Here is a 14,407-nt window from a genome sequence, read left to right as displayed (position 1 = left end):
CCACTCCCCACCCCGAGCCACCCCGCAAGGCGGAGCCAAGTCGCTCGTATGCTCGACGGATGACGACTTCCGCGACCTCCGGGACCGGCCCGACCGAGAACTCCATGCGGCGGGCACTCAAACGCGCCCGCGACGGCGTGGCCCTCGACGTGACCGAGGCGGCGGTGCTGCTCCAGGCACGCGGCGCGGACCTGGAGGACCTCGCCGCCTCGGCGGCGCGCGTGCGGAACGCGGGCCTGGAGGCGGCCGGCCGCCCCGGCGTCATCACGTACTCGAAGAGCGTCTTCATCCCGCTCACCCGGCTCTGCCGGGACAAATGCCACTACTGCACCTTCGTCACCGTGCCGGGCAAGCTCCGCCGCGCCGGCCACGGCATGTTCATGTCGCCGGACGAGGTGCTGGACGTGGCCCGCAAGGGCGCCGCCCTCGGCTGCAAGGAAGCGCTGATCACCCTCGGCGACAAACCCGAGGACCGCTGGCCGGAAGCGCGCGAGTGGCTCGACGCGCACGGCTACGACGACACGATCGCCTACGTCCGCGCCATCTCCATCCGCATCCTGGAGGAGACGGGCCTCCTTCCGCACCTCAACCCCGGCGTCATGAGCTGGACGGACTTCCAGCGGCTCAAGCCCGTCGCCCCCTCCATGGGCATGATGCTGGAGACCACCGCGACCCGGCTGTGGTCCGAGCCCGGCGGCCCGCACCACGGCTCCCCCGACAAGGAGCCGGCGGTACGGCTGCGGGTCCTGGAGGACGCCGGCCGTTCCTCCGTCCCCTTCACCTCCGGCGTCCTCATCGGCATCGGCGAGACGTACGAGGAGCGCGCGGAGTCCCTCTTCGCGCTCCGCAAGATCTCCCGCGCCTACCACGGCATCCAGGAACTGATCATCCAGAACTTCCGCGCCAAGCCCGACACCGCGATGCGCGGCATGCCGGACGCGGAACTGGACGAGCTGGTCGCCACCGTGGCCGTCGCCCGCCACCTCATGGGCCCGGCGGGCTGCATCCAGGCCCCGCCGAACCTCGTCGACAGCGAGTACGAGCGGCTCATCGGCGCCGGGATCGACGACTGGGGCGGGGTGTCCCCCCTCACCATCGACCACGTGAACCCCGAGCGCCCCTGGCCGCAGATCGAGGAACTCACCGAACGCTCCCGCGCCGCCGGCTTCGAGCTGCGCGAACGCCTGTGCGTGTACCCGGAGTTCGTGACGCGCGGCGAGCCCTGGCTCGACCCGCGCCTCCTGCCGCACGTACGGGCCCTGGCCGACCCGGAGACCGGCCTCGCGCGCCCGGACGCCGTGGTGGAGGGCCACCCGTGGCAGGAGCCCGAGGAGGTCTTCGTCGCCGCCGGCCGCACGGACCTGCACACCGCCATCGACACCGAGGGCCGCACCGGCGACCGCCGGGAGGACTTCGACTCCGTCTACGGCGACTGGGGCGCCCTGCGCGAGGCGGCGGCGCCCGGCATGACCCCCGAGCGCATCGACACGGACGTACGCGCGGCCCTGAAGACGGCGGCCGACGACCCGACGAAGCTGACGGACGCCGAGGCCCTCGCCCTGCTCCACGCGGACGGCCCCGCGCTGGACGCCCTCACCCGGATCGCCGACGACGTCCGCAGGGCGGCGGTCGGCGACGACGTCACGTACATCGTCACCCGGAACATCAACTTCACGAACGTCTGCTACACCGGCTGCCGCTTCTGCGCCTTCGCGCAGCGCCGCACGGACGCCGACGCGTACACCCTCTCCCTCGACCAGGTCGCCGACCGGGCCGAGCAGGCGTGGGACCTCGGCGCGGTCGAGGTCTGCATGCAGGGCGGCATCCACCCCGACCTGCCGGGGACGGCGTACTTCGACATCGCGAAGGCCGTCAAGGCCCGCGTCCCCGGCATGCACGTCCACGCCTTCTCCCCGATGGAGGTGGTGAACGGCGCGACCCGCACCGGCATGTCGGTCCGCGAGTGGCTGACGGCCGCGAAGGAGGCGGGCCTCGACTCCATCCCCGGCACGGCGGCGGAGATCCTCGACGACGAGGTCCGCTGGGTCCTGACCAAGGGCAAGCTGCCGGCCGCCACCTGGATCGAGGTGGTGACCACCGCCCACGAGCTGGGCATCCGCTCCTCCTCGACGATGATGTACGGCCACGTCGACCAGCCCCGCCACTGGCTGGGCCACCTGCGCACCCTGGCCGGCATCCAGCAACGCACCGGCGGCTTCACGGAGTTCGTGACGCTCCCCTTCATCCACACCAACGCGCCGGTGTACCTGGCGGGCATCTCCCGCCCCGGCCCGACCATGCGCGACAACCGCGCCGTCATCGCGATGTCCCGCCTCCTCCTGCACCCCTGGATCCCCAACATCCAGACCAGCTGGGTCAAACTCGGCACGGAGGGCGCGGCGGAGATGCTCCGCTCCGGCGCGAACGACCTGGGCGGCACCCTGATGGAGGAGACCATCTCCCGCATGGCGGGCTCCTCCTACGGCTCCTACAAGTCGGTCAAGGACCTGATCGCGGTCGCCGACACCGCCGGCCGCCCCGCCCGGCCCCGCACCACCCTCTACGGCGAGGTCCCGGAGGAACGCCAGCGCGCGGCGGCGGCCTCGGACGGCCATCTGCCGGAGCTGCTGCCGGTGCTGGAGTGACGCACCTGGAGTGACGCACCTGCGGTGACGGCCTGCGGTGACGGGCCGGAAAACCCTTTCTGCGGTGTCCGTGGCCCCTGTTAGCCTCCACCGGCCCGTGCGACGCACGGGTGATGGGGAGCGCTCACCGGGGAGGAAACAGTTGGACGGGTTAAGGAGATCCGGCGGCCGTGCGCTGCTGGCGATGGGGTGCTCCGTGGCGGCCATGATGGCGTCCACGTCGGGAGTGGCGCACGCGGCCGGGAACCTGCCGCCGAAGCAGCCGCTCGTACGGGATCTGAAGGCGGGCGGCAAGGCCTGCGGGGCGGGTGACGGCAAGGCGTACATCGCCGATCCGCAGCCTCAGGTCGACGCGGTCCTGTACGACACCGACAGCGGCCCGCTCGGCGGGGAGTTCGAGTTCTGGTGGAAGGACGCCGAGGGCGCCGAGCAGCGCCGGACCCTCACGACCACGTCGAAGTGGTCGGGCACACGGTTCACCCTGAGGCTGCCGTGGGAGGACCTGCCCGCGAACACCGTCGTCTCCTGGCACGTCCGGGCCGACGACGGTACGTCGAAGTCGACCTGGAGTTCCGAAGGGGACGGCTCCGCCTGCCAGTTCGTCATCGACGACGTGAACCCGCAGAAGGCCGTGGTCAGTTCACCCGAGTACCCGCAGGACGTTCTCTGGGTGGACGGCGTCGGCGTGTACGGCCACTTCACCATGGACTCGCCCTCGGACGACGTCGTGGCCTACACGTACGGCTTCATCGGCGGCCCGTACGGCACCGTCCGGCCCGACCGACCCGGCGGGGCCGTGACCATCCCCTTCCTGCCGCTCGACTCCGGGCCCGACCAGCTCACGGTCCGCGCGATCGACCGGGCGGGGCGCAGCAGCGGCGAGACCTCGTACGACTTCTTCGTGAAGTCCGGCCGCGCCCCCGTCGCCCACTGGAAGCTCGACGACCCGGCCGGCGCGACCACCGCCGCGGCCGAGATCGGCACTGCCGCCGAGGCCGGCACCGGCGTGACCTTCGGCGGCCCGGCACCCGGCGGCACGTCCCTCGCCTCGACGGCGACCCTGGACGGCAGCAGCCACGGCTACCTCACCCCGGGTGCCCCGGCGGTGGCCGACCCCCGGAAGACGTTCGCGGTCAGCGGCTGGGCACGGCCCGCGCGGACCGACCGGGACATGACCGTCGCGGCGCAGGACGCGGGTGACTCCACGGCCTTCGCGCTCGGTGTCGACGCCCATGGCGAGGAGCCCGTCTGGTCGTTCACCGTCGGCGGGGCCCGGATGACGGGCGGCGTGCCCGAGGCCGGGGAGTGGGCCCATCTGCTGGGCGTGTACGACGCCGAGACCGGTGAGGGCCGGCTGTACGTCAACGGCCGGGCGGTCGGCACGAAGAAGGAGGCCGCGCCCGGCGCGGACGCCGGCGCCTTCCAGATCGGGCGCGCCCGGGACGGGCAGGGCTACCAGGACCGCTGGGACGGCGAACTCGGCGGCATCAGGGTCCACGACCGCGTCGTCGTCCCGGACGAGGCCGCCGAACTGGGGCACCGCAAGCCGCGCGCCCTCGCCCACTGGTCGCTGGAGAACGCGACGGAGGGGACCAGCCCCGACCAGGGCGACGGTGTGCCGCTGAAGCTGGGCACGGGCGCGACGATCCACCGCGGCCCGGACGGCTCCTGCATCCCGGACCTCGACCCCGACTGCGCCGCCGTGCCGTACGCGCTCGTCGGTGACGGCCATCTGAAGCTCGACGGCGAGAGCGGGTACGCGGCCACGGAGCGGCCCGTCGTCGACACCTCCGACAGCTTCTCGATCGGCGTGGTGGTACGCCTCGCGGACGCCGAGCCGTCCCGCCCGATGACCGTGCTGTCCCAGGGCGGTGAGCACACCGACGTGTTCCGGGTGCGGTACGAGCCCTCCACGTACGCCTGGCAGCTGATCATGCCGAACGCGGACGAGCCGGACGCCCCCGCGACCGTCGTGGCGCAGCTGGCGATGGCCGACGGCGGCGAGGGGGAGGGGCATCGGCTCGCGGTCGTCTACGACGACGCCACCGACACGGTCAAGCTCTTCCTGGACGGTCAACTCGCCACCGGGGCCACCGCCGACTTCGCGGACGGCCTGCCCAGCACCGGCCCGCTCCAGGTCGGCCGGGCCCAGGTCGGCGACGGCTGGGGCGAGTACCTCCACGGTGACGTCGACGAGGTGCACGCGTTCGCCGGCGCCCTGGAGGACGGCCAGATCAACGGACTGGGCTGGGGCACCGAACCCTGTCTGTGCTGAGTCTCGTCGCCCGGACTGCCGGCGGTCGACCGACCGCCGGCAGTCGTCCGTCGGCCGGCCTCAGTTCGCGGTGGTCTCGTTCGCCGGCAGGCACGTCACCACCAGCACCACCCCGCTCAGCAGGAACACCCGCAGGGCGGCGTCGAGGCCGTTCCAGTCGTCGGACTGCCACATGGCGAAGTACTCGCCGCCGATGGCCAGGAAGCCGGCGCCGAAGAGGAGGAGGACCATGAGCAGGCCGAGGGTGCTGCAGCGGCGGGCGGTGTGGAAGGCGCGGTGGCCGAGGCCGCGGGCCCAGAAGTAGGTGGCCGCGACGAGGACCAGGGCCGCGACACTCTCCCAGGCGATGATGAGGACGTAGGCCGCGTCCTGCACGCTCCTCGACTCGATGGCCCGCCACATCAGGTCCTCGTCCTCGAACGTGGTGTCCATGGCGAGGACATGGTGGACGAACTGCTGGTTCGTACCGAAGTCGGTGATGTTGCCGAACGCCACGAGCGCCATGTAGAGGGCGACCGTGCCGACGAGCAGGGTCGAGGCCAGGGGGAGAAGGGAACCGCGGGGGGTCTGGGTTTCAGCCATGGTCCAACTATGTGTGGGCGCATGGACCATCCCCAGGTGCTTTTCGGCGCGTTGGATCACAATGGGACCCGCCGGTGGCGGAAAACCGCGGGGCACTGGACAAGGGCCGGAGGGGTACGCATGGGGCGCGCGCAGCCACCGATTCCGACGATGCAGGAGCTGATCCGGCGCCGTACCCGCCAGGGCTTCGTCGGCCGGAACGCCGAACGGGCCGCCTTCCGCGCCACCTTCGATCTGCCCGTCGAGGACGAGCGGCGCCGCTTCCTCTTCCACGTGCACGGCAACGCGGGCATGGGGAAGACCTTCCTGGTCCGGGAGTTGGAGCAGATCGCCCGGGAGCACGGCGCCCTCACCGCGTACGTCGACGACGGCGTCGGCAGTGTGCCGGAGGCCATGGCCGTGATCGCGGACCGGTTCGCCCGGCAGGGACGGCGGTTCAAGGAGCTGGAACGGCTGCTCACCGCCCACCGCGAGCGCCGGTACGCGGCCGAACTCGCCGCCATGGCCGCGCCCGAGCAGGAGGGGCGGCCCGGGGAACCGGGTGAGGCGGGATGGCCGGGTCAGCCGGCTCGGTCGGGGCGCGCCGGCGCCGTCGCCGAGCCGTCGGCCGCAAGCATGGCCGCCGCCCGGGCGACCCTCGTCGCGCTCGGCCTCGTCCCCGTGGTCGGGCCCTTCGCCGGCGCCGTCGACCCCGCCCAGCTCGCCCGCCAGGCGGACAGGTTGCGCACCGGCCACGGCCCGCGCACCCGAGGCCAGGAGGACGCCGAACTGCTCCTGGCCCCCGAACTCGTCCTCACCCCCGCCCTGTTGGAGGAGCTGGCCCACGCCGCGGCCGAAGCGCCCTGGCTGGTCCTGCTCTTCGACACCTACGAGCGGACCGGCGTCTTCCTCGACCCGTGGCTGCACGACCTCGTCTCCGGCGACCGTCACGGCCCCCTCCCCGGCAACCTGGTCCTGGTGACGGCCGGACAGCGTCCCCTGGACGCCGCCCGCTGGGGCGGCCTCGGCGACTTCGTCCTCGACCTCCCGCTGCGGCCCTTCACGGAGGCCGAGTCCCGTGGCCTCCTCGCGGCCAGGGGGGTGCTCGCCCCGCCGGTGGTGGAGGAGGTCCTCCGGCTCACCGGTGGTCTGCCCGTCCTGGTCTCGACCCTCGCCGAGGCCCGCCCCGCCGACCTCGACGACCTCGCCGACGCGGGCGACGCGAGCGCCACCGCCGTGGAGCGCTTCCTGCGCTGGGAGAGTGACCCGGTACGCCGGGCCACCGCGCTGACCTGCGCGTTGCCCCGATGGCTGGACCTTGAGGTCTTCCGGGTGGCCGTGCAGGGTGCGGGTGGGGATGCGGATGCGGGTGCGGGTGGGGATGCGGATGCGGCTACCGGCGCGGGCGCCCGCGTGGGCGCCGCCGAGAACCCCGACGCGCTGTTCGCCTGGCTCCGCGCCCTCCCCTTCGTGACCGACCGCGGGGACCGTGTGGTCTTCCACGACGTCGTACGCGCCCCGATGGTGCGGCTGCAGCGGACGAGGTCGCCCCGGGACTTCGGCGCGCGGCACCGGCGGCTGGCGGCGGCGTTCGCCGGGTGGCGCGCGGAGGCCGAAGCCGGGCTGGAGGGGCGGGAGCCATGGGGTGAGGCGCGGTGGCGGGAGCTGCGGCTGGCCGAGGCGTACCACCGGCTGTGCGCGGGGGAGCGCGGGGCGCTCGCCGGGGCGCTGCGGGACGTCGTGGACGCGTGCGGCGAGGACACGGCCGTGGCCCGGCGCTGGGCCGAGGCCCTGGCGCAGGCGGGGCAGGACGCCGACGACGAGGACGCGACGCGCTGGGGGCGGGACCTGCTGGGCGCGCTGGAGCGGGGCGGTGTCCATGACGCGCTCGGCGTGCTGCTGCTCCGGGCCGCTCTCGACGCCGGGCGCCAGGCGCACGCGCGCGCTCTGCGGGGGCGGGCGCTGCACCGGGACGGGGCGCACGAACGGGCGGTGGCCGAGTACGACCAGGCCCTCGCCCTCGACCCCCGAGCGGCCACGGCGTGGCAGGGCCGGGCGGTCGCGCGGGCGCACGCCGGGGACTACGCGGGCGCCGTGGCCGACCTCGACCGCGCCGACGCGCTCGCCCCCGACGACACCACCACCCTCGTCCTGCGCGGCGACTACCACCGACTCCTCGGCGACCCCGACGCGGCGGTCGCCGACCTCGACCGCGCCGTCGCCCTCGATCCCGTACGCCGCTCGACCTGGGCCTCGCGGGGCGCCGCCCGGCTCGCGCAGGGCCGGCTCGACGAGGCCCTCGCCGACCTGGACCGCGCCCTGGAGCTGGACGGGGAGTACGTCTGGGCCCTGGTGCGCCGGGCGCGCGTACGGCGCTCCCGGGGTGAGCACGAGCGGCAGCTGGCCGACCTGCACCACGCCGTCGCGCTCGACCCGGACGCCCCCTGGGTCCACTGCGAACGCGGTGACGCCCTGCGCGTCGCCGACCGCGACGAGGAGGCCCTCGCCGACTACGACCGGGCCCTCGCCCTCGATCCCCTGTACGCCTCCGCGTACGCCGGCCGGGGCGTCACCCGCTTCCGGCTGGGCCGTCTCGACGACGCCCTCACCGACCTCGACGCGGCGGTCGCGCTGCGCCCGGAGTACGCCTGGGCGCTGCGCCACCGTGCCGCCGTCCACCTCGAACTGGGCGCCCCGGAGCGGGCGTTGGCCGACGCGGAGCGGGCGCGGGCGCTGCGCCCCGGCGACCCGTCGATCGCGGACGTGCACGACCGGGCCAGGGAAGCGGCGGCGGCCCGGCCGCCGCGTTCGCGGCACCCGGAGTGAATCGTCCGGAACGGACCGTCGACGGATGTTGCGCCGGCGCACGGTTTCTTCGAGAGTGGGACTCCGGCACAGCACCTGTTCGCCTCTGATTGTTCTGTGCCGCAGTGACCGAGGAGTCGCGCGTTCTGTGTTGTCCAGTGCTCGATGAGGGCCCTGAATCGATGGTTCCTGTTCGATTACAGTGCTGGACTGTCGAGCCGTACGGGCGTACGGATGTACAGATGTACTGACGTACGGGTCGGGGCAGGGGCCGTGAGGAGGCTGGGGTGGGTGCGACAGCCGGTGCCGTCTGGGGGCGTGTCGAGCAGCAGGACTTCCGCAGCCGGGTGCGCGGGACCCTGCTGGGCGCCGCCGTCGGCGACGCGCTGGGCGCGCCGGTCGACCACCTCACCCTGGCGCAGATCGGTGAGGCGTACGGCCCGGAGTGGCTGACCGATCTGGCCTCCGCGTACGGCAGGCGCGGTGCGATCACCGATCTCACCCAGCTCACCCTGTTCACCGTCGACGGACTGATCCGCGCCCAGGTCCGCCGCGACACCGGCGTGTGGCACCCGCCCACCGATCTGCACCGGGCGTATCTGCGCTGGGCCGCGACCCAGCGCGACTGGGGCCCCGACGAACGCCGCAAGGACGACGGCTGGCTCGCCCGCGAGGAGTGGCTCTACGCGCGCCGCGACCCCTCCCTCATCTGCCTCCTCGGCTTCGCCGACGGGACCATGGGCACGCTCGACGCCCCCAAGAACCCGGGCGCGTGCGGTGCCGAGGCCGCCGCCCGCTCCGCCCCGTTCGGCCTGCTCGTCGGCTGGGAGCCGCAGTTGGTCTTCCAACTGGCCGTCGAGTGCGCGGCCCAGACCCACGGCGACCCCACCGCCTATCTGTCCGCCGGCTCCTACGCCGTCATCGTCCACGCCCTGGCGCGCGGCGAGAGCCTCGACGCCGCCGTTCAGAAGACCCTGGTGCTGTTGGCCGCCCGCCCCGGCCACCAGCCCGTCGCCGACGCCCTCCAGCAGGCCGTCGCCGCCGTCCGCCAGGGTGCGCCGTCCCCCGCCCTGGTCGAACGCCTCGCCGGTGACGGCGCGGCGGCGGGACTGCTGGCCGTCGCCGTGTACTGCGCGCTCGTCGGCGAGGACATCCGCCACGGCCTGTGCCTCTCCGTCAACCACGGCGGCCCCTCGGGGGCGGCCGGCGCCCTGACGGGCGGTCTCCTCGGCGCCCTCCACGGCGAGACCGCCCTGCCTCCCGCCTGGCTCGCCGAACTGGAGGGCCGCCCCACGATCCTCGTCCTCGCCGACGACTTCGCCCTCGAAATGACCCAGGGCCCGGCCCTGCACGCCCCGGGCGGCGCGGTACCGGGCTGGCTGACCCGCTACCCACGCGCCTGAGGCGGCGCGGACACGGTGCCGGACATGGCCGACTTGAACATGCGCCCGGCCCTGTCGAGGGACGTCGGGCCCCTCGCCGAGCTGCGCGCCGTGGTCATGCGCCCGGACCTCGAACGCCTCGGCCGTTACGACCCCGGCCGCGTCCGCCGACGCTTCCGCGACTCCTTCGACCCGGCCCACACCTGGGTCATCGAGGCCGGCGGCGCCGTCGCCGGCTGCGTGGCCCTGCGCCCGGCCGCCGACGCCCACTGGCTGGAGCATTTCTACCTGGCCCCCCATCTCCAGGGCACCGGCATCGGCACGGCCGTGCTCCGCACCCTCCTCGCCCGCGCCGACCGCACCGGCCTCCCGGTCCGCCTGAACGTCCTGCGGGGCAGCCCCGCCCGCCGCCTCTACGAACGCCACGGCTTCCGCCTGGACGCCGAGGACCCGGTGGACGTGTTCCTTACGCGCCCGCCGGGCGCAGGCGCGCCCTCGAAGGAGCGGCCCGCCTGCCCGGAAACGGGTTTCACGCCCGGAGCGTGAGCGCCTACCGTGGCCCGATGACCACTCGGATGATCATCCTCAACGGCGGTTCCAGCGCGGGCAAGTCCGGCATCGTGCGGTGTCTGCAGGCCGAGCTGCCGGACCCGTGGCTGGCGTTCGGGGTCGACTCGCTCATCGAGGCCATGCCCGCGCGGATGCAGACGACGGACGGCGGCATCGCGATCTCACCCGACGGCGAGGTCGGCATCGGGGCGGACTTCCGCGCACTGGAGCAGGCCTGGGCCCGGGGCGTCGTGGCCATGGTGCGCGCGGGGGCCCGCGTCATCGTCGACGACGTCTTCCTCGGCGGCGCGGCCTCCCAGCAGCGCTGGCAGAGGCTTCTCGACGGCCCGCACGGCGTCGACGTGCTCTGGGCCGGCGTCCGCTGCGACAGCGCCGTCGCCGCGGCCCGCGAGATCGCCCGGGGCGACCGGGTGCCGGGAATGGCCAGGGCCCAGGCGGACCTCGTCCACGAGGGCGTGCGCTACGACGTGGAGGTCGACACCACCCACACCGAGTCCCTGACCTGCGCCCGCACGATCGCGGCCCGCCTGCGGCAGCCGTGAGGGCCGCGCCCGGAATCCCTCCCGGGCGCGGCCCTCGCAGTCTCACGGCCCCGCGGCTTCACAGCCTTGCGGGGCCCCACACGAACCCCCGTACGCGAGGCTCTCAGACCCCGCTGGGACTGGACGCGTCCTTCCCCTGAGCCGGTACCGCCGCCGCCGCGCCGGCCCCGCCCTTGCCGTCCCCGTCGCCGTCCGTGTTGATGATCTCGATGAGGGCGAGCCGCTCGGGGGTGTCCTCCGGCTTGATGAAGCCGATGACGATGTACAGCACGAGCGACACGGCCAGCGGGATGGACACCTGGTACTGCAGGGGCACGCCGCCGTCGATGTTCCAGTTGATCGGGTAGTTCACCAGCCAGAAGGCGAACAGGCCGCACGCCCAGCTCGTGAGCGCCGCCGTCGGCCCGGAGCGGCGGAAGGGCCGCAGCAGGCCGAGCATCATCGGGATGGCCATCGGGCCCATGAGCCCGGCGACCCACTTGATGACGACGGTGATGATGTCCTTGAAGGCGGGCGAGTTGACCTGCGTGGCCGCCGCCATCGACAGGCCGAGGAACACGACCGTCGTGATCCGGGCGACCCGCAGCCCCTGCCCCTCGCTCCACGTCCGCGCCCGGCGCCAGATCACCGGCGCGCAGTCCCGGGTGAAGACGGCCGCGATGGCGTTCGCGTCGGACGAGCACATGGCCATCGTGTGGGAGAAGAAACCGACGATGACGAGGCCCAGCAGGCCGTGCGGCAGCAGCTGCTCCGTCATCAGGGCGTAGGTGTCCGAGCCGTTGCCCGACTCCGACTTCACCAGCAGCGGCGACATCCACATCGGGAAGAACAGCACCAGCGGCCAGACCAGCCACAGCACCGCCGACAGCCGGGCGGAGCGCTCGGCCTCGTGCGGGGTCGCCGTGGCCATGTAGCGCTGGGCCTGGTTGAGCATGCCGCCGTTGTACTCGAAGAGCTTGATGAAGAGGAAGGCGAGCAGGAAGACCGTGCCGTACGGACCGACCAGCGGCTCGGCGTGCCCCTTCAGCTCCGGGCGGTCCCAGACCCCGAAGAACCCGCCGTAGTCCCCGAGTTTGGCGAACACCGCGATGAACATCGCGATACCGGCGAGCAGTTGGATGACGAACTGCCCCAGCTCCGTCAGCGCGTCGGCCCACAGACCGCCGATCGTGCAGTAGACGGCCGTGATCGAGCCCGTGATCAGGATTCCCTGGTTCAGGGAGACGCCGGTGAAGACGGACAGCAGGGTCGCGATCGCGGCCCACTTCGCGCCGACGTCCACGATCTTCAGCAGCATGCCGGACCACGCCAACGCCTGCTGGGTGCCCAGGTTGTAACGGTTCTTCAGGTATTCGAGCGGCGATGCCACGTGCAGCCGTGAGCGCAGCCGGTTGATGCGCGGCGCGAACAGCTTGGAGCCGATGGCGATGCCGAGGGCGATGGGGAACGACCAGGTCACGAACGACGTGACACCGTAGGTGTAGGCGATGCCGGCATAGCCGGTGAACATCACCGCGCTGTAGCCCGACATGTGGTGCGAGATGCCGGAGAGCCACCAGGGCATCTTGCCGCCGGCCGTGAAGAAGTCGCTGACGTTGTCCACACGCTTGTGCGACCAGACGCCGATCGCGACCATCACACCGAAGTAGCCGATGAGCACGGCCCAGTCGAGACTATTCATGGGCCCCCTTCCAGGGTCCGCCGCCAGGGTCAGGCATGTGAACTCTGGGTTCGGTGGCATGCTCACGGCAAGGAAGGGGTAGGCCAAGAGGAGGTAAAATAGTTCCGAGCGATGACCACAGTCCATGTATGTGAACATCGAGTGGCCGAAAAAGATCACCTTCCTTCCCTCGTGAGGGCCCGGCGCGAGCAGGTCAGCGCATCAGTTCCCCGGCGTTGACGAGCAGCGACTGGCCGGTGATCGCCCGCGCGCGGTCCGAGGCCAGGAAGACCGCCGCGTCCGCGACGTCCCCGTCCGTGGCCAGCTCCGGCAGCGCCATCCGCTCCGTGAGCCGCGCCAGCACCTCCGCCTCGGCCACCCCCTCGGTGTGCGCCGAGAACCGCACGTACGCCTCCACGGGCGGCCCCCACATCCAGCCCGGCAGCACGGTGTTGACCCGGATCCGGTGCGGCCCCAACTCCCGCGCCAGCGAGTACATCGCGCTCGTCAGCGCCCCCTTGGACGCCGCGTACGCAGCCTGCCGCACCTGCGAGGGCGCGGCCACCGCCGACTGGGTGCCGATGATGACCACCGACCCGCCGCCCGCCGCCTTCAGGCCCGGCAGACAGGCCCGGGTCATCCGCAGGGTGCCCAGCAGATTCACGTCGAGGACCGCCTGCCAGGTGGTGAAGTCGGCGTCCTCCAGGCCCCCGAAGTAGCTGTCCCAGGCCGCCACGTGCACCACCGCGTGCACAGCACCGAACCGCTCCCGCGCGAGCGCCGCGAGCGCCGCGCACTGGGCCTCGTCGGTGATGTCGGTCGCCCGGTACGCCGTGTGCGCGCCCCGCGGGTCCACCTCCGCCGCGGCCTTGGCGAGATTCGCCTCCGTACGCGCCCCCAGCACGGCGTTCCCGCCGTCCCGGACGACCGCCGCGGCGACCCGCTGGCCCAGTCCGGCCCCGACTCCCGAGACGACGACCGTCTTTCCGGTGAGCAGTGACATCGAAGACCTCCCGGCTCTGGCGCATTATCTGACGGAGCGTCAGAGTATGGGCGACCGCAGAGGGACGGAAGGGGAAGCACATGAGCGAGGCCGAGCACAGGAGCGAGGACACCCACAGCGCCACGTACGCCGAACTGGCCGCCGTCGGCCCCTACGGCGTCCGTCCCGGCCACGCCCTGATCACCATGGTCGAGCCGCACCCGGGCCACGAGTACGCGTACAACCGCTGGTACGAGGACGACCACTACTACGCGGGCGCGATGGCCATGCCCTGGATGTTCTCGGGCCGCCGTTGGGTGGCCACCCGCGACCTCCAACTCCTGCGTACGCCCGAGAAGTCGGCGATCGCCCAGCCGGTCACCGCCGGCTGCTACCTCTCCACCTACTGGATCACCGACGGCCGCTACGACGACCACATGAGGTGGACCGTCGCCATCAACAGGCGGCTGAATCGCGACGCACGCGTCTACCAGGACCGTACGCATGTCTTCACGGCCTTCCAGGACCACGAGGTGACCGTCTACCGCGACGGAGCCGCCGGACCCCGCGACTTCCACGCCCTCGACCACCCGTACGCGGGCCTCGTGCTCCAGGTGATCGACGCCGAAGGACCCGAGGGGCGGGAAGAGTTGCTGGAGTGGCTGCGGGCCCGGCACCTGCCCAAGCGGCTCGCCGGGTCGCCGGCCGCCATGGTCACCGTCTTCCGGCCCACCCCGCTGCCCCTGGACCGCATGTCGTACGTCAAGCAGGTCGAGGGCGTCGACACCCGCCTGACCCTTCTGTGGTTCCTGGAGGGCGATCCGCGCGACTGCTGGGAGGCGTACTTCGCCGGTCTGGGGGAGGCGGTCACGGAATCGGGGCTGGGGCGGCAGGAGTTGCTGGCCCCGTTCGTGCCCACGGTGCCGGGGACGGACCGGTACGTGGACCGCCTGCGGTGATCCCGGGGTGATCCCGGCGGCCCCGC

10 protein-coding genes are annotated in these 14,407 nt (G+C 72.9%); 7 read left to right on the top strand and 3 right to left on the bottom strand.

Going from position 1 to position 14,407, the window contains the following annotated elements; all coding sequences use genetic code 11:
• The first annotated feature begins 59 nt into the window (after window positions 1-59).
• Together STRBO_RS0136715 and STRBO_RS0136710 are read left to right on the top strand one after the other, a co-directional pair.
• Window positions 60-2,645: a bifunctional FO biosynthesis protein CofGH gene (locus STRBO_RS0136715; RefSeq protein ID WP_005486093.1), complete on the top strand. Its 2,586-nt coding sequence runs from the start codon at window positions 60-62 to the stop codon at window positions 2,643-2,645.
• Window positions 2,646-2,850: 205 nt separating this feature from the next.
• Window positions 2,851-4,920: a LamG domain-containing protein gene (locus STRBO_RS0136710; RefSeq protein ID WP_209442983.1), complete on the top strand. Its 2,070-nt coding sequence runs from the start codon at window positions 2,851-2,853 to the stop codon at window positions 4,918-4,920.
• 60 nt (window positions 4,921-4,980) lie between these two features.
• Here STRBO_RS0136710 and STRBO_RS0136705 read toward each other — a convergent pair whose 3' ends face one another.
• A complete protein-coding gene (locus STRBO_RS0136705) occupies window positions 4,981-5,502 on the bottom strand; it encodes a DUF2165 domain-containing protein (RefSeq protein ID WP_005486091.1) in 522 nt (173 codons plus the stop codon).
• Between the two features lie 120 nt (window positions 5,503-5,622).
• Here STRBO_RS0136705 and STRBO_RS0136700 point away from each other — a divergent pair, with 120 nt between their 5' ends.
• The 4 genes from STRBO_RS0136700 (at window position 5,623) to cpt (ending at window position 10,780) form a co-directional block, all read left to right on the top strand.
• Window positions 5,623-8,307 carry a tetratricopeptide repeat protein gene (locus STRBO_RS0136700; RefSeq protein WP_020665665.1) on the top strand — a complete coding sequence of 895 codons (2,685 nt, stop codon included), beginning with the start codon at window positions 5,623-5,625 and terminating at the stop codon, window positions 8,305-8,307.
• Between the two features lie 266 nt (window positions 8,308-8,573).
• Window positions 8,574-9,689: an ADP-ribosylglycohydrolase family protein gene (locus tag STRBO_RS0136695; protein ID WP_005486087.1), complete on the top strand. Its 1,116-nt coding sequence runs from the start codon at window positions 8,574-8,576 to the stop codon at window positions 9,687-9,689.
• A 24-nt stretch (window positions 9,690-9,713) separates the two neighbouring features.
• Window positions 9,714-10,214: a GNAT family N-acetyltransferase gene (locus STRBO_RS0136690; protein WP_020115664.1), complete on the top strand. Its 501-nt coding sequence runs from the start codon at window positions 9,714-9,716 to the stop codon at window positions 10,212-10,214.
• 17 nt (window positions 10,215-10,231) lie between these two features.
• Complete coding sequence (cpt, locus tag STRBO_RS0136685) at window positions 10,232-10,780, top strand: chloramphenicol phosphotransferase CPT (protein WP_005486084.1); 549 nt, start codon at window positions 10,232-10,234, stop codon at window positions 10,778-10,780.
• Window positions 10,781-10,883: 103 nt separating this feature from the next.
• Here cpt and STRBO_RS0136680 read toward each other — a convergent pair whose 3' ends face one another.
• Entirely contained in the window at window positions 10,884-12,461 is a 1,578-nt protein-coding gene (locus tag STRBO_RS0136680; protein ID WP_005486083.1) for a sodium:solute symporter family protein, read from the bottom strand.
• 193 nt (window positions 12,462-12,654) lie between these two features.
• The gene (locus STRBO_RS0136675) at window positions 12,655-13,443 is read right to left on the bottom strand and encodes an SDR family oxidoreductase (RefSeq protein WP_005486082.1); all 789 of its coding nucleotides are present in this window, start codon (window positions 13,441-13,443) and stop codon (window positions 12,655-12,657) included.
• 80 nt (window positions 13,444-13,523) lie between these two features.
• Here STRBO_RS0136675 and STRBO_RS0136670 point away from each other — a divergent pair, with 80 nt between their 5' ends.
• Window positions 13,524-14,381: a hypothetical protein gene (locus STRBO_RS0136670; RefSeq protein ID WP_005486081.1), complete on the top strand. Its 858-nt coding sequence runs from the start codon at window positions 13,524-13,526 to the stop codon at window positions 14,379-14,381.
• Window positions 14,382-14,407: the final 26 nt, after the last annotated feature.

The sequence above is a fragment of the Streptomyces bottropensis ATCC 25435 genome (genome assembly GCF_000383595.1).
Lineage (GTDB): Bacteria > Actinomycetota > Actinomycetes > Streptomycetales > Streptomycetaceae > Streptomyces > Streptomyces bottropensis.
This window is presented reverse-complemented; position numbering and strand designations above follow the sequence as displayed.